Origin of the sequence: Cryobacterium roopkundense, assembly GCF_014200405.1 — a bacterium.
Classification (GTDB): domain Bacteria; phylum Actinomycetota; class Actinomycetes; order Actinomycetales; family Microbacteriaceae; genus Cryobacterium; species Cryobacterium roopkundense.
This window is the reverse complement of record NZ_JACHBQ010000001.1, coordinates 3,914,011-3,937,644: the sequence shown is the minus strand read 5'-3', so window position 1 is coordinate 3,937,644 and position 23,634 is coordinate 3,914,011. Positions and strand designations below refer to the sequence as shown.

The window sequence follows — 23,634 nt, the reverse complement described above, 5'->3', positions numbered from 1 at the left end:
CCTAGGCTCGCAGCGCGAGCCAGAGGTGGGCGGAGACGTCAGGGTCATCGAGGTTCACGTCGATCAGCCGAGACGCGATGCCGATTCGATGTCGGAGCGAATTGCGGTGCAGGCCGAGTTCGCGTGCGGTGACCTCCCACTGACCCCGGTTGCGCAGGTAGGCGCGCACCGTTTCCACGAGATCCGCACGGGAATAGGAGCGCAGGGCCTCGACCCAGGCCTGTGCCCGGGAGTCCCTCGCTCCCTCGACCGTTACCAGCCGACCCCCCGCCGCCCTGGCGCATGCTGCGCCCACCTCTCGCACGCTCGCGTGCACCTGGGCGAGCATCAGCGGTCCGCTCAGAGCCGCCGAAAACACCTCGTCGCCCCGCGGAGTCGAAGTCGAAGTCGAAGTCGAAGTCGAAGTGGCTTCACGAAGCAGCGAATCACCCGACCACTCCCGCACGATTACGTAGCTCAGCCCGTCGACGACGCATCGAAGGTCGGACGCACGAATGCCGCGTCGCAGCTCTGCCACACCCTCACCTGTGGCCATCGCCGCCACGACCTCCGAGAGCTCGGCCGTCGACAGCTGGTCTGCCCGGTCGCCCCGCACGGCGAGCAACCGCACCTGCTCGGCAGGCTGTTCACAGCCCAGCTCTGCCGCCGCGATCCGCGCGGCATCCACGTGCCCGCCGAGCACGAGAGCCGCCACGGCGGCGCCGCGCGTCGCCCGCGACCGCATCCGCTCCCACTGTTGCTGGGCAGCCACAGAGAGCAGCATGCACCCCGTGAGCATCAGCTGCCGGTCCGCGGGGCGGAACGACCGCCCCGCCCGAACCGCCAGAAAGCCTGCAGTGCGCTTGTCGGCCACGATCGAGTACTCAATGACATCACGGCCGTCGAGCGGAAACGTCGCGCTCGCATGCATCCCCTGCAGATTCAACCGTTTCGTCTCCTCGCGCAGCTGCGGCAGCACGTGGGTCTCCTTTGCTGGCCAGATCGTCTCGGCTCCCCCGTCGGCGGGCAAATATGCGGCCCATCCGCCGAGCGCCTCCGCGAGCACCTTCACGACGGATGCCGCTGACTCGGGCCGCCCGACTGCCTGCGCGAGCGAGGTCTGCAGCCGCATTGCGGCCGAGAAGTCCGCCTGCCTGCCCTGATTCACCAGGTCCCAGTAGGCCCGCGAGACGGCCATGAACGGCGTGCCCTGTGGCACTATGAGCAATTGAACGCCGAGGGTGCGGCACGAAGCACGCAGGTCAGCGGGAACCTCGTCGGTTCCGGCGCCGAGGCCCAAACCCAGCATGTCCACACCGTGTTCCACCAGACGCTGCACATACTGGTTGATCCGTTCCGTACCGCCGGTCACCGGAATCCCGGTGGTCAGCAGCAGCTCACCGCCCTGAAGATACGGTGTCGGGTCGTCGAGCTCGGAAATGTGCACGCCCGTGACGCTGCGACTGGCCACTCCGGAGCCGTCCGCAGAACGCAGATCCTGGCCGAGCTTGTTGCACAACTGGGCGAGGCTGATCATGCGCCGTCCCCCTTCAGACGATTACGGGTCAGTCTAACCACATGTGCGGGCACTTCTGGATGATGTGTCCGATGTCAGGGAGTGCCAGCGTCATTACCTTTAGCCAATGAATACTACGCAGCCGAAGAGCCCGCAGCTTGAACAAACCCGTCTCCTTCGCACCGCGGTACCCGGGCCCACCTCCGTCGCCTTGCATGCCGAGCGGATGCAGCAGGTCACCACCGGTTTCGGAGTCGCCCTGCCGGTATTCATCGAGCGGGCCGAGGGCGGTATCCTGCAGGACGTCGACGGCAACCGCATCATCGATCTGGTCTCCGGAATCGCGGTCACGAGCGTGGGGGCGAGCAACCCGGCTGTGCAGGCCCGGGTCGCCGAACAGCTGTCCCGCTTCACGCACACCTGCTTCATGGTCACGGAGTACGTGGGCTTCACCGAGGTCTGCGCGTGGCTCAATGCCCACACCCCCGGCGACTTCGACAAGCGCACGGCCCTCTTTTCCACCGGCGCGGAGGCCGTGGAGAACGCCATCAAAATCGCCCGCTCAGCCACCGGGCGCTCCAAGGTGCTCGTGTTCGACGACGCCTACCACGGACGGTCACTGCTCACGATGGCGATGACGGCCAAGGAGAACCCCTATAAGAAGGGCTTCGGGCCGTTCCCCTCCGAGGTCTACCGGGCACCGATGGCCGCACCGTTCCGCTGGCCGTCCGGCGCGCAGAACGCCACCGCCGAAGCCCTCGCGGCTGTGGAGACCCTCCTCGCCGAACGCGGCGCCCACACCTTCGCCGCCATGGTCGTCGAGCCCATCCAAGGCGAGGGCGGCTTCATTGTTCCAGCCCCCGGCTTCCTGCAGGGCCTGCAGCAGCTCGCCGCCCGGCACGGCATCGTCTTCGTCGTCGATGAGATCCAGGCCGGTATGGGCCGCACGGGCCGGCTGTTCGCGAGCGAGCACGAGGGCATCGTCGGCGACATCACCGTGACGGCCAAGGCGATCGGCGGCGGACTTCCGCTCAGTGCCGTCACCGGCCGCACCGAACTGATGAACGCTGTGCACACCGGCGGGCTCGGCGGCACCTACGCCGGCAACCCCCTCGCCTGCGCCGCCGCGCTCGGTGTGTTCGAAGCCTTCGAAGACGGCACGCTGCTGGCCAACGCCCGCCTGATCGAAACAACGGCACGACGGATGCTGGAGCCGCTGCTCGAGCAAACCGCCACCGTGGCCGACGTACGCGGCCACGGTGCCATGATTGCGATCGAGTTCGCCGACCGCGGCACGCTGGCACCACGCGCCGACCTCGCGAAAGAGGTCGTGGCCCGGTGCCACGAACAGGGCGTCCTCGTGCTGGCCTGCGGAACACACGGCAACGTCATCCGCTTGCTGCCGCCGCTGGTGATCGGACTGGACCTGCTCGAGGACGGCCTCGGGGTGCTGTGCGCGGCCGTTGCGCAGGCCGAAGCGTTCGCACTCTCCGAGACAGTGCCGGCATGACGACGCTCGTGACAGAGGGGGCCGACACGAGCGTCGACCCGTCCACGGGAGAACACCGCGGGCAGGTGGCCCACACGGCTCCGCCCGCCGTCGCCGGGATTCTGCGCGCGGCGCAGGCTGCCGCCGTGCGGCTCGCTGCGACCACGCCCAAGACCCGCGCCACGTGGCTGAACACGATTGGCGTCTCCCTCACAATCAATCGCGAGGAGCTCGTGCAGATCGCCGGTGAGGAGACCGGCCTCGGCGCCGATCGATTGCGCGGCGAACTCACCAGGGCCGTCACGAGCCTGCGTTTCTACGGCGATGTGGCCGTGGAGGGCAGCTACCTCGACGCGAGCATCGAGACGGTGACCCCCGGCAACACCCTGTCACGCTGGAACGTGCCGCTCGGGCCGGTCGCCGTGTTCGGCGCGAGCAACTTTCCGTTCGGGTTCGGCATGATCGGCCATGACGTCGCGTCGGCGCTCAGCGCCGGCTGTCCCGTGGTTGCTAAGGCGCACCCGGCGCACCCGCGCCTGAGCCTTCGGCTCGGCGAGCTCGCGAGCGAAGCCCTCGCTGAGGCTGGCGCCCCGGCGGGCACCTACGGCTACGTGGCGGGCTTCGACGCGGGTCTACAACTGATCGACGCCCCCGAGATCATGGCCGTGGCCTTCACCGGCAGCCAGGCCGGCGGCATGGCCATCCAACGTCGAGCGGCGGCTCGGGGCATTCCAGTGTTCGCCGAGATGGGCACAGTTAACCCGGTGTTCGTCACGCCGGCCGCGGCCCGGGAGCGTGCAGCTGAGATCGCCGCAGGCTTCACCGCCTCGTTCACGCTCGGCGCCGGGCAGTTCTGTACGAAGCCCGGCCTGCTGTTCGCGCCGACCGGTTCCGGAATCCTCGCCGCCGTGCGCCGCGACGCGGCCCGGGTGGCCGCGTCGCCGTTGCTCACCGCAGGCATTGCCGAGGGCTATCGATCCGGCGTGAACGAGCTGACCGCGGCCGCCCACGCCGCGCCACACGCCATGATCGGAACAGGACACTCGGTCGAGCCGCGGATCTTCTCCGTTCTCCTCGACGACCTGCAGCCCGGGTCACGCCTGCTCGAGGAGTGCTTCGGCCCGGTGGCCCTGATCTGCGAATACGACGAGGTCGACCGTGCGCTCGACGCCGTAGCCCGCCTCCAGCCCGCCCTCGCCGCCTCCGTCTTCACCGCTGAGACAGCGGATGCCGACGCCAACGCCGCGGTGGTACGCCTGCTGCCTCAGGTGGGCCGAGTGGCCCTGAACGCGTGGCCCACCGGGGTGGCGACCAGCTGGTCGCAACAGCACGGCGGACCGTGGCCGGCAACCTCCCGGCCGGAGTCCACGAGCGTGGGCGCGGGCGCCCTCGGCCGCTTCGTTCGGCCGGTCGCGCTGCAGAACGCCCCCCGAGAGCTGCTGCCGCCCGCGCTCCAGGCCGGCAACCCGTGGCGGGTACCCCGCCGCCTCGAGGGAATCCTCACCCTGCCGATCCCCGCACCGTGACAGTCACCGCCACATCCGCCGCCAGGCGCCACCCCACCCGCACCCCCAGAAGAGAGTGATCCCATGACAGACGTACTCGACCTCAGCGTCACACCAGACCAAACAGACCTCGCCGACCTCATCGATATCGACTCGCTGCTCACGAGCGACGAGATCGCGCTGCGGGCATCCGTTCGTGCATTCGTTGACACGCAGATTAAGCCGAATATCGCGCAGTGGTACGAAGACGCCGTCTTTCCCCTCGAGATCGTGCCGCAGATGGCCAAGCTCGGACTGCTCGGCATGCACCTGAAGGGCTACGGCTGTCCCGGTCGCAGCTCCGTGGAGTACGGCCTCGCCGCCCTCGAGCTTGAGGCGGGCGATTCCGGGCTACGTACCTTCGTCAGCGTGCAGGGCTCGCTCGCCATGAGCGCAATCCACAGGCACGGCTCGGAGGAGCAGAAGAACGAGTGGCTCCCGAAGATGGCCGCCGGCCTGGCGATCGGTTGTTTCGGCCTCACCGAACCAGCCGCGGGCTCCGACCCGGGCAGCATGAGTACCTTCGCCCGCCGGGACGGCACCGATTGGGTGATCAGCGGCACCAAGCGTTGGATCGGCCTGGCCACCGTCGCGCAGGTCGCCGTGATCTGGGCCATGACCGAGGAGGGCGTGCGCGGCTTCGTCGTTCCCACCGACACTCCAGGGTTCACAGCCACCGCCATCAGCCACAAGCTGTCGATGCGTGCGTCGATCCAGTGCGAGATCGAGCTCGACAACGTTCGGCTGCCCGCCGACGCCATGCTGCCGAAAGCCGCCGGCCTACGTGGGCCGTTCGAATGCCTCAACGAGGCTCGCTACGGCATCATCTGGGGTGCAATGGGGGCCGCACGCGACAGCTACCTCACCGCCCTGGCCTACTCCCAGGAGCGGATGCCCTTCGACAAGCCCCTCGCGGGCTACCAGCTCACCCAACAGAAGCTCGTGGACATGGCCCTTGAAATCAACAAGGGAACCCTGCTCGCGCTGCAGCTGGGTCGGCTGAAAGACGCCGGGCGGCTGAAGCCGCACCAGATCTCCATCGGCAAGCTCAACAACTGCCGCGAGGCCATCGCGATCTGCCGCGAAGCCCGCACGATCCTCGGCGGCAACGGCATCACCCTCGACTACTCGCCGCTGCGGCACGCCAACAACCTCGAGAGCGTGCGCACGTACGAGGGCACCGACGAGGTGCACACCCTCATCATCGGCAACCACATCACGGGCCTTCCAGCCTTTCGCTAGTTCGCTGACCCACCACCCGACTCAGTCAAAGGAGTTCGCATGAGTTCGCTTGCCATCATGGACGAGGCCCCCACCTCGAAATTCCACCAAAAACTGCTGGTCGCCTGCTGCGGCGGCCCCTTTCTCGACGGCTACATCCTGAGCCTGATCGGCGTGGCCATGATCGGCTTCCTCGCCGAGTTCCCGGCGACACCGCTTCAGGTCGGCCTGATCGGCGCCGCTTCCCTCATCGGCATGTTCTTTGGTGCCATCATCTTCGGCTCACTCACCGACCGGATCGGCCGCGAGAAGATGTACGCGGTCGACCTGCTCGTGCTTGTCGGCGCGTGCCTGATGACGTCGTTCGTGCAGGGTCCGTGGCAGCTGATCGTGCTGCGGTTCGTCATCGGGCTGGCCATCGGCGCGGACTACCCGATCGCGACGTCGCTGCTGACTGAGTTCACCCCCGTGAAAAAGCGCGGCTACATGATCGGCCTGTCCGCGCTGGCCTGGGGGCTCGGCGCCATGTCCGCGTTCCTGGTGGGCTGGCTCATCGTCTCCCTCTCGGGAGGGTACGAACTGTGGCGCTGGATGCTCTTCAGCGGCGCGATCCTTGGATTCATCGTGGTGGTCATCCGTCGGGGAATTCCGGAGTCCCCGCGCTGGCTCATCCAGAAGGGCCGGATCGACGAGGCCCAGGACATCATCGAGCAGGTCTATGGTCGCCGCGTGGACCTGTCGGCGCACAACGAAACCAACGAGGACAAGACCCTCCCTACTGGAGAAGCGATCCGCCTGGTTCTCAGCCGCAAATACCTCAAACGCACTGTCATGTGCGGCGTGCTGTACTTCGCCCAGATCACCCCGCAGTACGCGATCTACATTTTCGGCCCGATGATCCTGCTCTCCATGGGGCTCGAGGGCGGCAGCCTCGACATCATCGGAACGGCCGTGATCAGCGCCCTCTTCGTGCTGGGCAATGCGGCCGCCCTCAAGCCGGTCGAAACGCTCGGGCGACGACAGATGACCGTGATCCCGTTCGCGCTGATGTCGCTCCCCCTGCTTGCACTCTGGTTGCTACCCAACGGCCCCATCTGGTTAGTGCTGCTGGCCTTCTGCTTCTATGCCTTCGTGTCCGGCGGCCCGAGCCTGATGGAATGGATTTACCCCAACGAGCTGTTCCCCACCGAGATTCGCGCCACCGCGGTCGGTATCGTTGTGGCGATCAGCCGGATCGGAGCGGCGACCGGCACCTTCCTGATGCCGATCGGCCTCGAACACTTCGGCGTGAGCGGCGTGATGCTCGCCGGGGCCATCCTTACCCTGATCGGCTTCGGGGTCACGTACTTCTGGGCGGTCGAGACCAAGGGTCGCTCACTCGAAGACACCTCGTCGATCGCGGTAGTCAGGGCTCCGGCCACGTCGAAAGCCTCCGCCAGGTAGCTCTGCCTCACACTAAAACCGGGGAATCTGAGACACGCCGTCGAAATCGGGCTGGTGTGTCGCGAAATTCCCCGGTTTTAGTTTTGGGTAGACCTGACTAGTCCTTGCTGATCTTCCAGATGCCGTCAGCGAGGGCCTTGTCGGGGTGCTGCAGGCTCACGAAGAGCTCTCTGGGGTTCTTCCCGAAGTAGATGCCGGTGGTCTCGGCGCCCTGGTCGGTCAGGGATGCGAAGAGGTCGACGCTCTGGGAGTTGCCGGCCTGATTCGTGCGAGCATCGGCGCGGAAGATGTCGCTGAAGCCGTTGTCCTCGACGATCCAGAGGGCTCCATCGGGTCCTTCGGCTAGGTTGTCCGGACTGTTGAGGCCCGTCACGCCAGCAGCCTGGTCCTCGACCGGCACGTTGACCCCGGCCTCGACGAAGGAGGTGAGCACGTTCTTTTTCAGGTCGATCGCGATCACGCGATCCTCAGAGGTGTTCGCCACGTACAGCGTGCTCCCAATGATTTCCACGTCTTCGGGACGACCGAACTCGGTCGCGGCGACAGCGTTCGACGCCACATCGGCATCCGTTACAACCTGATTCTGGTCGAGGGCAACCCACTCGAACGCGCCCACCTTGTTCGTGAACGTGGCCGGGTTCCAGAGCTGATCGGCAGCTGAGAGGCCCGTCAGCTTCAGTGCGTACAGCTGGCCGGCCGACAGGTCTCCCTTGTGGGTCGGCACGAACTTGTAGATCGAGCCGCCGTTGAGCTCGTCGATCACATACACGTTGCCGGCCTTGTCTACGTCGATGCCCTCGTGGCGCAGGCTGCCAAGTGCCGTGCGCTCCTCGATTCTGGTGACCTTCGTCAGGTCCTTCTTGTCGAGGAAGAGCTCGTACACTTTGCCGCCCGCCGTTTCCTCGGTGATGAGCAGGGTGCCCCACGTCGTCCAGCGAATGCCGTCCAACCGATTCCAGTCGGCGCGCTGTGCGATTACCGTGGCCTTGCCCGTCGTGAGGTCGGTGACGGCAACGGCACCGTTAGCGTTCACCTCGTACGTGTTGTACATGTAGCGACCGGCCTCACGGCCGGTCTCGTTCTGAGTGTTCATGTCATGCAGGTCTGAGACGCCCGGGTAGACGTCGAGAACCGTCTCGTCCTGCACCATCGTCTGCGAGAAGCCGGCAGGCACGAGGTAGGGAACGGTCCAGTCGCTGCTTGCCTGCCCATACGCCGAGCCATCCAAGGCCGTAAACGAGAACGACCCGTGCGCGGAGTCGTAGGAGGGGTCCTTCTTGTCGGAATGCTCCTTGTTCGAGTGTTCGCGGTCGTCGCGCTCCGGGCCTCCCTTCGGTGCGGCCGGATCCGCCTGGGCCGCGGTAGCGAGACTGAGCATGAGGGATACAAAAACTGCGCCGGTGGCGATCTTCTTGAGCATGGCTGTCTTCCTGTGTCGGTTACTGAGAACTTCTCGACAGTAGGGTCATCAGGTGAACTCCGGGCAACCAACGGTCATCGCCCCGATGACACCCGGAAGCTCCTCACATCACGGTGGCGCGGCCCCCGGCAAAGGTCCGGTGCGGTAGTTCCGCACCGCGCACCCACCACCTGCCGTCACCGCATGTACTCCTCCATCCCGTCGTTGTCTGCCGAGGCGGCGCGAACCCGCTCGGCTTCGATGAGTCTGGTCGCCGCGTCAATGAGCGCGAGGTGTGTGAACGCCTGAGGAAAATTACCGAGGTGCGCCGTCCGCGAAATACGGCGTGTCGCGAAAAACACCGGTTTTGCTCGGATCAGCAACCGGCCATCCGGATAAACTCATGCCGACTTACTCGACACTCGAATCGAAGGGCAGTCACATGAGCTTTCTCGGATTCCTCCTTCTCGGTCTCATCGCCGGCGCCATCGCCAAGGCGATCCTCCCGGGCCGACAGAGCGGCGGGTGGTTCATCACCCTGCTTCTTGGCGTGCTCGGCGCAACACTCGGCGGCTATCTCGGGGGGCTGATCTTCGGTGTCGAACTCGGAACGTTTTTCGACCTCCGCACCTGGGTGCTCGCAATCGGCGGATCACTGCTCCTCCTCATCGCCTACGCGGCGGTAGCAGGGCGCAAGACCAAGTCGTAGTCCGCTGCTCTACCGGAACTCACCCGGGCTCACCCGGCAGGCGCCTTGGCCGGGCATGGGGCTGAGGCGAGGCCAGCCCCTGCCTGCTCCGCCGACCACGGCAGCCCCACCGTCGGCGCAGGCCCGCCCTCGACCCGAGGAGCCTTGGAGGCAATTGCCGCGAGCTGTTGGGCAAGCCCGCGAATGAAGCCGACTCCGGCCGTGGAATTATTCAGCATCACCACAACGGTCAGTCCGGTCGCCGGGTCGGCGAACGCCGCCGACAGGAAGCCCGGAATGGTGCCCGCGCTCCCCCGCAACGCACCGAGGCGCCACACACCGACGCCGTATCCCTGCCAGGACGGCGCCGAGTCACCGGCCGGCACGGTCGTCCACTGGGCTTCGACCGATTCAGGGCTCAGCAACCCCGCGCCAACCAACGCCTGCACCCAGGTTTTGAGGTCGCCGAGGGTCGACACCACCCCGCCGGCCACGCCGGCCACCGAATTCGTGATCTCCGTTGTGTCGCGCACGTCGGCACAGGTGCCCAGGGCGGCGTATCCGTGCGGATGCGCACCGGGAATGGTCAGTTCCTCGGAATCGGGGTAGGACGTGTCCGAGAGGCCGAGTGGGTCGAAGATGTACTGGTGATAGAGCGAGTTCCAGCTCTGCCCCGAGGCCGCCTCCAGGGCCATGCCGAGAAGCACGATACCGGTATCAGATCCCGCCCAGACCGCTCCCGGAGCGGCCACGCGCGGATTGCCCAACGCATTCGCAACGAGCTCCCGCGCGGGCCATTGGCGAGTGGGCGTGTTCACGAATTGCCGCGTTAGCAGAGGGGTGAAGTCGGGCAGACCCGACGTGTTTCGGCACAGCTGAGCCAACGTGACACCCGAAAGCCCCACGATTGCGGGCAGATACGTCGACACCTCGTCGTCGAGTGCGACCCGACCGTCATCCACGAGCTTGAGGAGCACGGTGCAGGTCATGGCCGTGGTGTTCGTGCCGATCCGAAAACGCATGTCCGTCGTGAGCGGTGTGCTGCCACCCCGCGTGGTCGTGCCGGGCGATTCAACCCACCGGCCCGCCCACGGAACCCAGACGCCCACGATGGCACCGGATGCGTCCGCCTGCGCCATCGCGCCGTTCACCGCCGCTTCCAACTGGCTCGTGATCTGGCCCGGAAGCGCCTCGTCGCGCTCCCCATACGCCGTCGCATCCCCGGTGCAGCCCGACAGCAGGAGGCAGGCACTCACGAGCACGGCGACACGAATCACCGACACACGATTCATTCGCCGCCCTGCGGGAATCTTCATGGTGCGCCCACCTCGCTCTCGAATCCGGAGCGTACTCGCGGGTCGCGCACAGGTGAAACACCTATTGAAATCTTGACTAAAGCGATATAGTTCGCACTGACGGAGCCTCCGACTGAAAATTGCTCCCTGTGAAACCAATCCGAGTCGACTGGATCTCCGAATAGATAGACAAGACACGGGTTCGCCGTGGAATCTACAGGAGGCAATCGAAATGACTAAATCACCCAACCGCCTGATCGGCACCATTTTCGGTGCGGTGTATCTGCTCGTCGGACTGCTCGGCTTCGCGTATACGGGCGGAGTTTCGTTCGTCGCGACGTCCGGTGGCTTGATCCTCGGAATCTTCGAGGTCAACCCCTTGCACAACGTCGCTCACCTCTTGATCGGCGCGGCCTTGCTGATAGCCGGCCTGTCGAGCGTCTCGGCCGCGAAGGCCACGAACACGACCATCGGTGCGGTGTACCTGCTGCTCGGTATCGTCGGGTTCTTCCTCGTGGGCACGAGCCTCAACATCCTCGCCCTGAACACCGCCGACCACTTCCTGCACCTCGCCAGCGCAATCGTGCTGCTCGGAGTCGGCCTGGGAGCAGACAAGTCCGTTCAGAAGACCGCAACGGCCTAGTCTCGATCCTCCCTCAGGAAAGGAGCCCCTCGTGGCCCCGGCAATACGTCTTTGGCTTGCCTTCTCTGCCCTCGGTGCGGGACTCATCCACCTCGCTGTCGGGGCAGGGGCTCCTTTCCCCCTTTCGGTTCTGCTGGTCGGGTTCGGCATCGCCGAAATCGGCTGGGGCGTCGCCGCTCTCTCTACCGGCCGCCTCGTCGTCCAACGAGTCGCCCTCGGAGCCACCCTGGTTCCGGTCGCAGTGTGGGCCGCGACCGCCACCCTCGGAAGCGGACTGGGAGTCACCGCGGCATCCACCGGACTGCCACTGTTCCCCATGTTCGTGGCGTCCGCTTTCAACGTTTTCCTTGCCGTCTCCCTCGCTCTGATCGCACGCACGTCATCTGACGGTGCAGCGACGGTAACGCAGGCACCGGCATCCGGTTGGAAGTTCATGACGGCCCTCGTACTGGGCGGCCTGATCTTCTCCGGCCTCACCACCCCGGCCCTGGCCGCCACGAATGCCGGACTGTATGCCACTCCACACGGATCGCATTCGGTTCCCGGCGTCGAGGTTCCCGCGGGCGGAAGTCACGACGGCCACTAGCTTCAGGCACCGCACCGCCGGATAATGCGCACGCTCGATCAACAGAGCGCGCGCATTATCCCGTTAAGCCCCCGGCACCCCCGGCACCCCCGGCACGAGTCCCGGCGCCTCCATGGGCGGAATGTTCATGAAGCGCTGCACGTTTTCATCCACGATGATGTCGCTCGGGCGCAGGGGCCGGGTGAGGTAGAGCCCATCAAGGCTCGTGAGTCGACTGAGGGCCACGTAGGTCTGACCGGGGCTGAATACCCGCGCTCCCAGGTCCACCACGGCCCGCTCGTAAGTGGCGCCCTGCGACTTGTGAATGGTCACGGCCCACGCCAGTCGAAGCGGAAACTGGGTGAATTCGGCTACGACATCCTTTCTGAGCTTCTTCGTGGCGGCGTTGTAGGTGTACTTGTACTTCTCCCACACGGCTGGCTCCACCTCGTGGGTCTGGCCGTCGACCTCCACGAAAACTGTCGAGTCGACCTTCGTCACCGTTCCGATCGTGCCGTTCACCCAGCGCGGCCCGCCGTCGAGCGGTGAGTCGTTGCGCAGGAACATCACCTGCGCGCCCACCTTGAGTTCGAGCACCTCGTCGGCGGGGAACGTGCGCCCCCCGAAATCGCCCGTGACGTCGGCCTTCGCCGTGAGCGACTTGCCGGACAGTCGTTTAAGAGCGGATGCGTTGATCCGGTTCACCGAATCATTGCGCGTGGCGAGAGTGATCACTCCTTCCGTCGGCGGGGTCCTGCCGCCGGCCGCATTGAGAGCACCGCCGATTTCGGGGGTTACCTGCCCGTGCCGCACGGCGTTCAGCATCAGCTTGAAGTCAGAGTCGCTCTGCCGGTGGATCTCGGTGAGCTCAACGATGCGCAGCTCGGCGTCGCGCCAGATCTTGGCGTCGAAGAACCACATGGATCGATAATGATCGGCGAAGTAGGCCCGTTCCTCAGGGCCGCCGGGCACGGGCGCCAGCTGGTACGGGTCGCCGAAGAGCACGATCTGCACACCACCGAACGTGTCGTGGGGGCGCTGGCGTGCCTGGCGCAGGCTGCGGTCGATCGCGTCCATCAGATCGGCGTTCACCATGGAGACCTCGTCTATCACGAGGGTGTCGATGGTGTTGAGAAGTTTGCGTACCTGGTCGTTCTGGTCGATCGGGCTGTCGGCAATCACTCCGATGGGCAAGCGGAACAGGGAGTGGATGGTCTGTCCGCCCACGTTCAGCGCGGCGACTCCCGTGGGCGCGGCGATGACGATCTGTTTACTCGTGTTCCACGACAGGTGGTTGAGCAGAGTGGATTTTCCGGTTCCGGCCCGTCCGGTCACGAACACGTTCTGGCGGGTGCCCTCGATGGCCGCGAAGACTGCGGCCTGTTCACGGGACAGTGGGATCTCAGACACTCAGTACTTTCGGTAGAACACAGGACTTTCCCGAGAGCACAATCGTGCCTGCGGCTCGCTCATTCCACTGTAACGGGCCTACGGGCGCCGTCTCACTGCACGAGCAACTGGATCGAGAATTCATCGATCACGCTGCCGTCCTTGGCACTGTTATCGAAAGCCACCAGGTCGTAGTACCCACTCACGGCATCCGCCGGCACGGCCAGGTCGGCCGTGAAGTTGGATTCCTCCGTGCCGGATTCGGCGGTGACTTCCGTGTTGACAATCGTGGCACCCACGGAGTCTCGTAGCTCGACGGTGAACATGGCCTCGAAGACGAGTGCCCGTCCCGTTACCTTCAGAACCGATCCCGGAGCAACCTCCGAGCCGCACGTCGGCGACGTGATGTAGATGGCCGGATGGTCAGCAGAAACTGTGACCGGCCGCTGCACGAGGTTCTGCATCGAGCCGTCTTTCGCGCTGAAATCGTAGGCGCGCAGGGTGACCGGAGTGGCCGTCGATGGCGGCGCGAAGGCCAGCATCGTCCGCCATGTTCCCGGTGTCCCCGAGCCGGACGTGGCCAGAATGCTGCGCACGCACAATTGTTTGCCCGCGGCATCGAGGGCATCCACCGTTAATGCAGCCTCAAAGGTATCCGCCGTTTCGCTCAGCTCCACTGGCGTGGATACCGTGGAGTCGGCCGTGCTCTCCGTGGGTGACGGTGATGCTGTCGGAGCGGGGTCCTCACTCGCGCACCCGACGCCGATCACGAGCACGAGAGCGGCCACGGCAATCAGCGAGAGGCCACGGCGACTGGACATGATCGTCTTCTTCCTCGATTCTGCCGTGAGTGTAGCGCGGCCGGCTCGCCCGTAGGATATTGGGGTGAGCGTAGTTGACCGAAAGCACCGTACAGCGGTCTTACGAGCCACGGGTGCGGTGGCCATCGTGGCTGCCCTGCTGGTAGGGGCACTATTCGCCGCGATCGGATCCCTCAATAAAGAGGTCTACAGCGCCGGCGGTTTCGTGCGCCAGTATCTCGATGCCCTGGCCCGCACGGACACCGCGGGCGCCCTCGAACTCGACGGCGTCATGCCCACGAAGGCGGCTTTGGAGTCGGCCGGGATCACGACAGACCTGCCGAAAACCCTGCTGCGGGCATCCGTTCTGGGCAAAATCACCGACATCACGCTCGTGAGCGATGCGGAGTCGGCGCCGGGAGTACACGCGGTGGTCTACAATTTCGACCTCGACGGGGAGTCCTCGACAATGCACTTCTCCGTGCAGAGCACGGGTAAGTTTGCCGGCGTTTTCGACAGCTGGCGCTTTGCCGAGAGCCCGCTCGCCCAGCTCGCCGTCACCGTGCAGCACGAGTCGACCTTCTCCGTGAATGGCCTGACGCTCGATACTCGCGCGCACGCCGTAGCGGATGCGCCGGCCTCGTTCTCCAACGAGGCCACCTACCTCGCCTTCGCGCCCGCACGGTACACGTTCAGCCACGAGTCCACCCTGCTCGCGGCGGCACCCGCGCCGGTTCCCGTGACCACGCCGGGGCTCACCGAAGTGTCCGTGGACGCCATGCCGAATGAGGCATTCATTGCGCAGGTTCAGGGCGAACTGAACGGCTTCCTCGACACCTGCGCCACCCAAACCGTGCTGCAGCCCACGAGCTGCCCGTTCGGCATCACCATCGACAACCGTGTTCTGAAAGCTCCGACCTGGTCGATCGCGGACTACCCGGTCGTCTCCCTTGCCGCCGGTGACGACCGCTTCGAGATGCCCGGCACACTCGGGCAAGCCCACATCGAAGTGGAGGTGCAGTCCCTCTTCGACGGCAGCATCGAGACCCGCGACGAGAACGTACCGTTCACCATGGGCTTGAGCGTCAGCATCCAGCCCGGCGGCGCGCTGGCCATTCAGCTGCACTAGTCGGTGTTGTAGTTGTAATTTGTCGGGGTTTCAGCGTGAGCCGGCCCGGCCGCCGATGACGAGTACATCGACGCGGGCGACGGTCGCGGTGAACACCTACGGCAGGCCACGCAATCACACGCGAGAGTGAGTCAATGGGGCGCTGCCGCACAGGGCCACCACACGACAGCCCGTCCCGTCGCGCGCGCAAGACGCCGCGCACTTGCACCCGCAGCGGTCAGCTACCCCGGGTGGTCGCGTCAGGGTCCTCGTCGGTCGCGGAAATGCATGACCCATGAGGGGAATTTAGATTCGATTATTGATGCCTTTCTGTGAGTTTTCCTCGTTTTTGTATTCGATTGGTGGGAGAATGGATGCATGTTGAAGACGCGGAAATCAGATGCCGAGGTGATCGCCCAGTTGGAGAGGGCCGAGGCCTCGGTTGCTGCTGCGTTGGCGGAGGTGGACTACGCGGGGCTCCGTGAGGAGGGCTCACTGGCGGTGATGGGGGTGGTGGAGAAGATTGGTCGCCGGGTTGATGGGGCTCGGGTGGCGTCGGCGACAGATGTCGCCACCCGGGCCGATTCGGCGTTGGGTCATGAGTCGCTGGCGTATAAGAACGGATGTCGGGGTAAGTACGAGCTGATCACCGCCGTGACGAGGGTGTCGGGTTCTGAGGCGAAGCGGCGGATGCGGCTCGGCGGCTTGATCAGTGGGGCCGCGACCGCCGCCAGCGGGCTGCTGGGGCAGGAGATCCCGGTGCAGCACCCGGCCGTCGCCGAGGGGCTCGCGTCGGGTGAGTTGGGGGTGGATGCGGCGGAGGTGATTGTGACGGCCCTCGAGCCGCTGTCGCGGCGGGTCGCTCCGGAGGTTTTGGATCGGGCGGAGCGGGCGCTGATGGCGTCGGCGACGGGAGCGATCACGCCCGAGACCGAGGGGCTGCCGGGGGCGGGGATCGCGTTCTCCGCCGACCTGATCCGGGCGCAGGCCCACGAATGGGAAGCGCGACTCGACCCCGACGGCGCCGCACCCAGTGACGATGCGACGGCGGCGAAGAGCACCGTCGGGTTCGGCCGTTTCAAGGCCGGGCTGTATCCGCTGCGCGGCGCGGTAACGCCGGAACTCAAGGGCATCATGGACGGCATCTTCAACACGTTCCTCTCGGCCCACGCGGCCCCCGCGTTCCCCAGTGCGGAGCAGCAGGCACTGATCGAAGCCGGAGAACTGATCCCCGGGGCTGAAGAGTTCGACGACCCGCGCACCGGCGGTGAGAAACGAGCGGATATCCTCCGCGGGGTGTTCGACGCCGCGTCACGGGCGGCGGGAACGCCCATCATGGGCGGGGCTGCCCCGGTGGTGATGGTGCACGTGAACGCCGCCGATCTGAAGAGCGGCCAGGGTGTCGGGTGGGTCGACGGAGTGGAGGCACCCATCTCCCTCCGCACCGTGCGGCAGAAGATGTGCGCCGGCGGGTATCAGAACGTGATCCTCGGGGAGAACGGGGAAGTGCTCCGACTGGGTGAGAAGAAACGGTTCTTCACCCCCGCCCAGCGCCGGGCCATCGCAGCCCGCGACGGAGGCTGCGTCATACCGGGGTGCACGGTAGCGGCGGCGTGGTGCGAAGTTCACCACATCATCCCGTGGCAACACCACGGAAAGACCGACATAGACAACGGAACTTTGCTCTGCTGGTACCACCACGCCACCATCGATACGTCGGGGTGGGAGATACGAATGGTGCGAGGCCGTCCCGAGGTGCGGGGTCCGGTACTGTGGGACCCCACCCGCACCTGGCGGCCCGCCGCCACCCACCGCGCCAATATGGCCAGCTCCGCATCGGGCTAGAACTCTGTGCTGGCTAGAACTCTGTGCCGGCTAGAACTCCGTACCCGATGCCGCCACGTGGGAAGGCTAGCGGTCGCGGGCGGCGATTTTGGCGAGCTTCTCGTTGTAGGCAACCAGCTCCGCGTCATTCGTGCGGTCGGCGTTTCGGTCCAATCGCTTCGATTCCTTGACGTCGCTTCGACTCCACTGCACGGCCACGACGACGGCCACGATGATCGTCGGCAGCTCGCCCACGCCCCATGCCACACCGCCGCCCATCTGCTGGTCGGCGATCGCGCTGAGTCCCCACGTACGGCCCATGGCGCCATACCAGTCGGCGAGCAGCAGGCTCGTGCCCATCATCAGGGCCACACCGAAGAAGGCGTGGAAGACCATGGTTCCGATCAGGAGCAGCAGACGGAAGGGGTAGGGCAACCGGAACGGAACGGGGTCGATGCCGACCAGGGACTGCACGAACAGATAACCCGTGATCAGGAAATGCACGATCATCCACTGATGCCCGATGTGGTCGGTCGTTGCCCAGCTGAAGATCGGCGTGTAGTAGAACACCCAGAGTGAACCGGCGAAGAGACCGGCCGCCACCAGAGGGTTGGCCACGATGCCGGCGAACTTCGAGTGCACCGCGATCAGAATCCATTCCCGCGCCCCCCTGCTGCCATCCTGGCGCTTGCGGATGGCCCGAGCCGCGAGAGTCACCGGCGCACCGGGCACAAGCAGCACCGGCACGAGCATGGTGAGCATCATGTGCATGAGCATGTGGGCGGAGAACAGGTAGTCCTGATAGACGTTCAGCCCGCCGTTCGTCAGGTAGAACAGCACCACAAGACCGCTCACCCAGAGCACGGAACGGTACACGGGCCACTTGTCGCCACGGCGATGCAGGCGCCAGACGCCGGCGAGGTAGAAGAAGATGCCGAAGGCACAGAACAGCAGCCACGCCAGGTCCACGTTCCACTCGGTGAAGTACCGGGCGAAGGTGAGTTCGGGCGGCAGCGGCTCGCCGGTGAGGATCTGCGCCGGGGTCGACGTGGGCACCTGCGTGGCAACGACCTGCGCCACGGGCGTCGCCGTGCGGGCAAGGGCCGCCGCGACTCCCGAGGCGAGACCCATGAAGCCGAGCTCGGCCACGACGAGCCCCCAGAACCAGCGCCGACCCGAATCGGCAGCCTTGAGGCGTCCGATGAAGTAGCGGCGATACAGAATGCCGAAGCAGCCGAGTGCTATCAGCGCCGCCACCTTGACGATCACGAGGATCCCGTACGGGGTGAACAGGTTCTCCCAGGTGCCAACCCGCAATTCGGCGCTCACGTAACCGGAGGCTGCCACGACTACGAAGGAGACGAGGGCGAGGGCGGAGTATCGTCCGAGCACGTCGCCCAGCCTGTCCTTGCCGAGGTGATTGCGCAGCAGCACTATCGTGAGCAGGCCACCGAGCCAGATGGCAGCGAACACGAGGTGCAAGCCGAGGGCCGTGATGGCTGCGTTGTGCCCGGACGCTCCCGCAGAGTGACCCTGCTGGGCCATCGGCAATAGCGAGAGCAGGGAGATACCGAAAACAAACACGAGTGCGGTCTGGTTGCGCACGGCAAAGCACAGCACTGTCACCAGAGCGGCGATCAGGGTGGTGGCGAGCCAGGCCTGGCCGAGCTCGATCTGGCCGAAGAACTGGCCGACCGTGGCGCTGAATCGATCGTCGAGGCTCACCGGCACGTTCGTAACCTGCAGAAAGGTGAAGAAGCCGGTGAGGGCCGACGCAACAGCGAAGACGGCTGCGGACGCCGCGGCGAAGTCGAGCGCGAAGCCGAACTCGCGCTCCTTGGGGCTGAGCGCGAATAGGGCGAGCATGAGAGCGCCGATGGTGGCAGCGGCACTCACATTGACGAGCACCTTGAAGATCGGCAGTCCCCAGCGCACGACCGGTCCCGGGTCAGCGAGCAGTTGGGCCGCCGCTCCCCCGCCGAAATTGAGGGCGACAAGGGTGGACAGCAACGCGACCAACAGCAGGACTGACGGGCCGAGAACGCGGACAAGACGGGGCACGAGCCAATCTTAACCGAGCCACCCGTGACCTGGCCCCATGCCCGATGTCCCGGGCAGTCCCCGAGCTGGAAATGGGCACAAAAAAGGGCACCGACCCAAATGGACGACGCCCTTTTTCGCTAGTGAAAGGTGCTGAAAGCTACTTCGCGGCAGCCTTGAGCTTGCTTCCGGCGGTCAGCTTGACGCGGTGGCCGGCAGCGATGGCGATTTCTTCGCCGGTCTGCGGGTTACGGCCGGTGCGAGCGGCGGTTGCGGTGCGCTCGACACCCAACCATCCCGGGATGGTGACCTTGCCGTCAGCGGCAACGGTCTCGGCGAGGGTTGCAAAGAAAGCGTTCAGAACGCCGTCAACGGCAGCCTGGCTCTGTCCGGAGTCAGCGGCAACCTTGGCAACGAGCTCGGTCTTGTTCAGCGACTTGTCAGCCATTGAGTGTCCTCCTCGGACCTTCGTCTGTAAAAACAGCGATATTCGTTATACGGATGCTTCTCGAGAGAGAAGCCCCGCTGGTCGGATCGACCGAGTTGAAATCTAGCATTGAAACGCCAAGAACCCCGGATTTACGGCGTTTTTGGGCCATTTCAAGGCAGTTTCACCCTCTGAGGACCCCAATTTTCGCTCTCCGCGAAACGGAGGGCGGTCGAGCAGGCAGCGAAGCAGGCAGCGAAGCAGGCAGCGAAGCAGGCAGCGAAGCAGGCAGCGAAGCAGGCAGACGGCAGACACACAAAACGGGATGTCGGCCGAAGCCGACATCCCGTTTGGATGATTACTCACCGCCGGAGTCAGACTCCGAGCGGTTGCCAGCGGGTGTTACCAGCTGGACTTGGTGATGCCGGGCAGCTCGCCGCGGTGCGCCATGTCGCGGAAACGTACGCGCGAGATGCCGAACTTGGAGAGGTGTCCGCGGGGGCGACCGTCAACAGCGTCACGGTTGCGCAGGCGCACCGGGCTCGCGTTGCGCGGAAGCTTCTGCAGGCCCTTGCGAGCCTCTTCGCGAGACTCGTCGGTGCCGGCCGGGTCAACCAGGGCCTTCTTGAGCTCAAGGCGCTTCGCGGCGTAACGCTCCACGATGACCTTGCGCTGGTTGTTCTTGGCAATCATGCTCTTCTTCGCCATTTTTAGCGCTCCTCACGGAAGTCAACGTGCTTGCGGATGACCGGGTCGTACTTCTTGAGTACGAGACGGTCGGGGTTGTTGCGACGGTTCTTCTTGGTTACGTACGTGTAACCGGTTCCGGCCGTCGAACGCAGCTTGATGATCGGACGGACGTCATGTGCCTTAGCCATTAGATCTTCACCCCACGAGCGAGAACGTCCTTGACGACGGACTCGATACCACGAGCGTCAATTACCTTGATGCCCTTTGCGGACAGGGTCAGTGTGACCTTGCGACGAAGCGACGGCACGTAGTACGTCTTCTTCTGAACGTTCGGGTCGAAGCGACGCTTGGTGCGTCGGTGCGAGTGCGAAATGTTGTGTCCGAAGCCGGGAACAGCTCCGGTCACCTGGCATACAGATGCCATGGTTACCTCCATTACCGAAGGGCGAATGCCCTTCCCAAGATCCCTTGTCGGCGGGCCATCCGTAAACGGACAGCACGCAATGCGCGCGCAGAGGCGCAGCAGCCTTCAACATTACGGGTTCGCGGGCCTCGGCGCAAACTTTGCCGGGAATTCACTGCCCCGGGGGCGACGGCCAGGTCAGCACGTATCGTCCCGAGCACTCGCGCCCGCGGCTAGGGATTTCACGAGGCACGTGTCCAGTGTCGGTTTCGGGCGTCCGAAGAGGTAACCCTGAACGAGGGTGCAGCCACTTTTTCGCAAAACATCGAGTTGTTCGATGGTTTCCACCCCCTCGGCAATCACTTCCACGACCCGCGTCATCGCCAAGGCCAAGGCCATAATCCCGTGCACCAGGGAGGTGGCCGCCGGGTCGGGAATATCCATGACGAAGCTTCGATCGATCTTGATCTGGTCAACCGGAAGCATGCTGAGCCAGGTGAGTGTCGAGTACCCGGTACCAAAGTCATCGAGTGAGATTCGCACACCCAATCTGCGCAGGTCGACCAAACGCTCGACGATGCCGGGCAGGTCAACGAGGGCCCGGCTTTCCACCACTTCAAGGAACAGCCGCTCCGGCCGCAGGCGGTTTCGTGCGATTGCCGCTCGAACTGTCGACAGAAGTCTGTCGTCCAGTAATGTCGCGGCATCCAGGTTGACAGCCACCGTGAGGGGGACGTCCCCCGTCTGTGGCCAGGTCGCAGCCGCCGCGCAGGCCGCCGCAACGACCCACAGGTCCAGCTCGGCCATCATGCCCGTCTCCTGCGCCAGCGGCAGGAATGCCGCCGGCACCAACACGCCCAGCCGCGGATGTGCCCAACGGACGAGCACCTCGGCACCCACCACACGTGCTCCGTCGGGGTCTGAAATGTCGACGACCGGCTGGAAGAACAGCCTCATCTCGTCCGACTCCAACGCCGTGGACAGCTCGGCGCCCAGCGAGTCGTGCGAGTCTTCCTGAGCGAGGTCCCCGGCGACGGAAACCTGGTTGCGTCCCGTTCTCTTGGCCGCATACATGGCGCCGTCGGCCGCGTCGAGGAGCCGCTCGCCTTGGCCACCCCGGCCTGTGAACACTGACACGCCGACGCTGGCTGAGATGCGCACGTCACGGCCATCCACGCGGAAGGGCCGGTTCAGAGATTCAACGACTCGGTTGGCCATATCGACGGCGGTTTGTTCTCCCGCCACATCGTTGAGGACGACGACAAATTCGTCGCCACCCAGTCGACCGATCGTGTCCTTCACGCCGATTTCCCGACGCAGCCGGGCGGCAACCTGCCGCAAGAGCTCATCTCCCGCACGGTGGCCCGACCGATCGTTGACCCGCTTGAAGCCGTCGAGGTCGCAGAACACGATGGCGGTCACGGTGTGTGCTGTGCACGCGGCGAGGGCGGCGTCGAGTTCGAGGGCGAACAACACCCTATTGGGAAGTCCGGTCAGTGAGTCATGCTGTGACTGATGTCTCACCGTGGCCAGCAGCCTGGCGTTCTGCATAGCGGTGGCGCACTGGTGGCTCGCGCCTTCGAGCCGCACTACGGCCTCAGTCAAAGCTTCTGCCGCCACGTCGACGCTCCAGCTGACTGTGGCGACTCCCATGAATGCGTCACCCGCAACGAGCGGCACCGCCACAACAGTGTGGGCGCCAATTTCACGCAGCAAGTAGCACAGGGCAGGACTCGCGCCATCCGACGTCAACACCAGCGGCTCACGTCTCGTCAACAATCCGAGCAGCTCGGGAGTCTGGTCCACGGGGATGGTCGATTGCAGGTACAGCTCCCGTTCGGCCGCCCCGAGTCCGGCTGCCGCAATCGGGCGCAATTCCCCGCGCTCAGAATCCCAGAGCAGCACGGATGCCGCTTCACCGCCGACGATAGGGGGCAAGGCAGAGGCAACGATCCCGGCGACGGCCTCCACGCTGTCGCTGGTCGCGAGCTCGTGCGCGAGGCTGAGGAGCGCTGCCGTTCGCGCCCCTTCCCTTCGGGACTCCTCGAGCGCTGTGAACAGGTCGAGGGCGGCGGCCGCGTGCCCGGCATAGGCCTCGAGCAACAGTCGGTCGCCGTCCATGGGCGCATGCCCCTCCGCAAAAACGGCGGCCAGGTATCCGTGGAGCTTGCGGGTTGACACGATGTCGACAACGAGCGCATGAGCGCCCAGATCATCCAGGGCCAGCAGCTTGTCGGCCAGTTCGATGGCTCGGGCGTCACTGAGCCCTCGTTGACGTACCACCGGCGCGTGGCCATCGTCAGACGGCAGGATGAGCACGTACCCGGGCGCGAGCACGGCCGAGTCCGCTCGATCGACAATCCTCGCGAGCACCTCGTCGACATGGAGACTGCTCACCAGGTCGGCCGCAGCCATCTGCACTTCACGTACCTTGTCGCGAAGAACGGAGAGGGAGTCGTCCACAAACCGTTTCCTCCGGCGCCACGACCACCAGTGCGGCCGCAACGACCAGTTGAGCACGTACTCGCAGGCTGTATGGCCGTCCGATTGGCACTTCGAGTGGACGACCCGTGCCGGGGACAGGCCGAAAATGGCTGGAACGCCCGAGAAGAGCCCCTGCGCGTATTGGCAGTCCAGTCGGGAGGGGAGATGGCCGTCGTGCAGTCGGTATCGCACCGTCGCCGTGGTCCTGCCCACCGCAATGTCATCGATTGTGGAGGTCGTGGTGAATTTCGGAACCATTCGAGGCATCTGGCGATAGATCGCCCCCGGCGAGGCGAGCATGCTGAGCAGCTGCAGGAGCACCGGCTGGATGTTGCCTGTCACCGCGCTGGCACCGACCTTGAACATGGTGTTCGGGTCGTCGAGGACCAACGTCGCCGCCTCAAACAGACGAATTCTCGTCTCGTAGCTGACCCACGAGGACACATCTTGAAGCGCCCCCGCGTCCTGCTTCACACCGGCTCGCGCGAGGACCTCGCCGACGGCTGCTTCCCCGCCCTGGAGACGTACATGTCTCAGGAGCAGACTGATCGTCGTGCTCGCCGTCTCGCGCGGCTCGACATCCATTGCTCCCCCAGCACGCGGCAGGACGGTTGACCTTCCGGGTGATCTCAGTGTTCTTTTGTTACAGTCTGACCCACGATAGTGTCAGACCCTGATAACCCGCAC

General features: G+C 65.2%; 20 protein-coding genes. 9 read left to right on the top strand and 11 right to left on the bottom strand.

Annotated elements, in window-relative coordinates:
* Position 1: 1 nt before the first annotated feature.
* A complete protein-coding gene (locus tag BJ997_RS18270) occupies positions 2–1,516 on the bottom strand; it encodes a PucR family transcriptional regulator (protein WP_035837075.1) in 1,515 nt (504 codons plus the stop codon).
* 106 nt (positions 1,517–1,622) lie between these two features.
* On the opposite strand from BJ997_RS18270, the gene BJ997_RS18265 reads away from it, so the two are divergent.
* The 4 genes from BJ997_RS18265 (at position 1,623) to BJ997_RS18250 (ending at position 7,192) form a co-directional block, all read left to right on the top strand.
* The gene (locus BJ997_RS18265; protein WP_035837076.1) at positions 1,623–3,005 is read left to right on the top strand and encodes an aminotransferase class III-fold pyridoxal phosphate-dependent enzyme; all 1,383 of its coding nucleotides are present in this window, start codon (positions 1,623–1,625) and stop codon (positions 3,003–3,005) included.
* Entirely contained in the window at positions 3,002–4,510 is a 1,509-nt protein-coding gene (locus tag BJ997_RS18260; RefSeq protein WP_035837077.1) for an aldehyde dehydrogenase family protein, read from the top strand. Before BJ997_RS18265 ends, BJ997_RS18260 begins: the two co-directional genes overlap by 4 nt.
* 63 nt (positions 4,511–4,573) lie before the next feature.
* The gene (locus BJ997_RS18255) at positions 4,574–5,770 is read left to right on the top strand and encodes an acyl-CoA dehydrogenase family protein (protein ID WP_035837078.1); all 1,197 of its coding nucleotides are present in this window, start codon (positions 4,574–4,576) and stop codon (positions 5,768–5,770) included.
* A gap of 39 nt (positions 5,771–5,809) precedes the next feature.
* Positions 5,810–7,192 (top strand): MFS transporter, encoded by a 1,383-nt coding sequence (locus BJ997_RS18250; RefSeq protein WP_035837079.1) that lies wholly within the window; start codon positions 5,810–5,812, stop codon positions 7,190–7,192.
* A 97-nt stretch (positions 7,193–7,289) separates the two neighbouring features.
* Here the strand turns inward: BJ997_RS18250 and BJ997_RS18245 are convergent, their stop codons facing one another.
* Entirely contained in the window at positions 7,290–8,612 is a 1,323-nt protein-coding gene (locus BJ997_RS18245) for an alkaline phosphatase PhoX (RefSeq protein WP_052542329.1), read from the bottom strand.
* A gap of 421 nt (positions 8,613–9,033) precedes the next feature.
* Between BJ997_RS18245 and BJ997_RS18240 the strand changes: the two genes are divergently transcribed.
* Positions 9,034–9,300: a GlsB/YeaQ/YmgE family stress response membrane protein gene (locus BJ997_RS18240; protein WP_035837080.1), complete on the top strand. Its 267-nt coding sequence runs from the start codon at positions 9,034–9,036 to the stop codon at positions 9,298–9,300.
* 29 nt (positions 9,301–9,329) lie between these two features.
* Here BJ997_RS18240 and BJ997_RS18235 read toward each other — a convergent pair whose 3' ends face one another.
* Positions 9,330–10,595 carry a serine hydrolase domain-containing protein gene (locus BJ997_RS18235; protein WP_160175885.1) on the bottom strand — a complete coding sequence of 422 codons (1,266 nt, stop codon included), beginning with the start codon at positions 10,593–10,595 and terminating at the stop codon, positions 9,330–9,332.
* 211 nt (positions 10,596–10,806) lie between these two features.
* Here BJ997_RS18235 and BJ997_RS18230 point away from each other — a divergent pair, with 211 nt between their 5' ends.
* Together BJ997_RS18230 and BJ997_RS18225 are read left to right on the top strand one after the other, a co-directional pair.
* Positions 10,807–11,217 (top strand): DUF4383 domain-containing protein, encoded by a 411-nt coding sequence (locus BJ997_RS18230; RefSeq protein WP_035837082.1) that lies wholly within the window; start codon positions 10,807–10,809, stop codon positions 11,215–11,217.
* Between the two features lie 31 nt (positions 11,218–11,248).
* Positions 11,249–11,803: a hypothetical protein gene (locus tag BJ997_RS18225; RefSeq protein WP_052542330.1), complete on the top strand. Its 555-nt coding sequence runs from the start codon at positions 11,249–11,251 to the stop codon at positions 11,801–11,803.
* 63 nt (positions 11,804–11,866) lie between these two features.
* Here the strand turns inward: BJ997_RS18225 and BJ997_RS18220 are convergent, their stop codons facing one another.
* Both BJ997_RS18220 and BJ997_RS18215 read right to left on the bottom strand, forming a co-directional pair.
* Positions 11,867–13,192 (bottom strand): ATP-dependent DNA helicase, encoded by a 1,326-nt coding sequence (locus tag BJ997_RS18220; protein WP_052542331.1) that lies wholly within the window; start codon positions 13,190–13,192, stop codon positions 11,867–11,869.
* 92 nt (positions 13,193–13,284) lie between these two features.
* Positions 13,285–13,992, bottom strand: a complete 708-nt coding sequence (locus BJ997_RS18215) for a Gmad2 immunoglobulin-like domain-containing protein (protein ID WP_035837083.1) — start codon at positions 13,990–13,992, stop codon at positions 13,285–13,287.
* Between the two features lie 64 nt (positions 13,993–14,056).
* Here BJ997_RS18215 and BJ997_RS18210 point away from each other — a divergent pair, with 64 nt between their 5' ends.
* On the top strand, positions 14,057–15,100 hold the full coding sequence (locus tag BJ997_RS18210; RefSeq protein ID WP_035837085.1) for a hypothetical protein: 1,044 nt from the start codon (positions 14,057–14,059) through the stop codon (positions 15,098–15,100).
* A gap of 357 nt (positions 15,101–15,457) precedes the next feature.
* Positions 15,458–16,924, top strand: coding sequence for an HNH endonuclease signature motif containing protein (locus BJ997_RS18205; RefSeq protein WP_183323650.1), 1,467 nt, complete (start codon positions 15,458–15,460; stop codon positions 16,922–16,924).
* A gap of 66 nt (positions 16,925–16,990) precedes the next feature.
* Here the strand turns inward: BJ997_RS18205 and BJ997_RS18200 are convergent, their stop codons facing one another.
* The 6 genes from BJ997_RS18200 to BJ997_RS18175 all read right to left on the bottom strand — a co-directional run bounded on the left by BJ997_RS18200 (position 16,991) and on the right by BJ997_RS18175 (position 23,532).
* The gene (locus BJ997_RS18200) at positions 16,991–18,964 is read right to left on the bottom strand and encodes a bifunctional copper resistance protein CopD/cytochrome c oxidase assembly protein (RefSeq protein ID WP_035835258.1); all 1,974 of its coding nucleotides are present in this window, start codon (positions 18,962–18,964) and stop codon (positions 16,991–16,993) included.
* A 139-nt stretch (positions 18,965–19,103) separates the two neighbouring features.
* Positions 19,104–19,391 (bottom strand): HU family DNA-binding protein, encoded by a 288-nt coding sequence (locus BJ997_RS18195; RefSeq protein ID WP_035835256.1) that lies wholly within the window; start codon positions 19,389–19,391, stop codon positions 19,104–19,106.
* A gap of 381 nt (positions 19,392–19,772) precedes the next feature.
* A complete protein-coding gene (gene rpsN / locus BJ997_RS18190) occupies positions 19,773–20,078 on the bottom strand; it encodes a 30S ribosomal protein S14 (RefSeq protein ID WP_035835254.1) in 306 nt (101 codons plus the stop codon).
* Positions 20,079–20,080: 2 nt separating this feature from the next.
* Positions 20,081–20,248 (bottom strand): 50S ribosomal protein L33, encoded by a 168-nt coding sequence (gene rpmG / locus BJ997_RS18185; protein WP_035835253.1) that lies wholly within the window; start codon positions 20,246–20,248, stop codon positions 20,081–20,083.
* Positions 20,248–20,484 (bottom strand): 50S ribosomal protein L28, encoded by a 237-nt coding sequence (rpmB, locus tag BJ997_RS18180; RefSeq protein ID WP_035835252.1) that lies wholly within the window; start codon positions 20,482–20,484, stop codon positions 20,248–20,250. The genes rpmG and rpmB overlap by 1 nt, the downstream gene beginning before the upstream one ends.
* 177 nt (positions 20,485–20,661) lie before the next feature.
* The gene (locus BJ997_RS18175; RefSeq protein WP_052541940.1) at positions 20,662–23,532 is read right to left on the bottom strand and encodes a putative bifunctional diguanylate cyclase/phosphodiesterase; all 2,871 of its coding nucleotides are present in this window, start codon (positions 23,530–23,532) and stop codon (positions 20,662–20,664) included.
* Positions 23,533–23,634 lie beyond the last annotated feature (102 nt).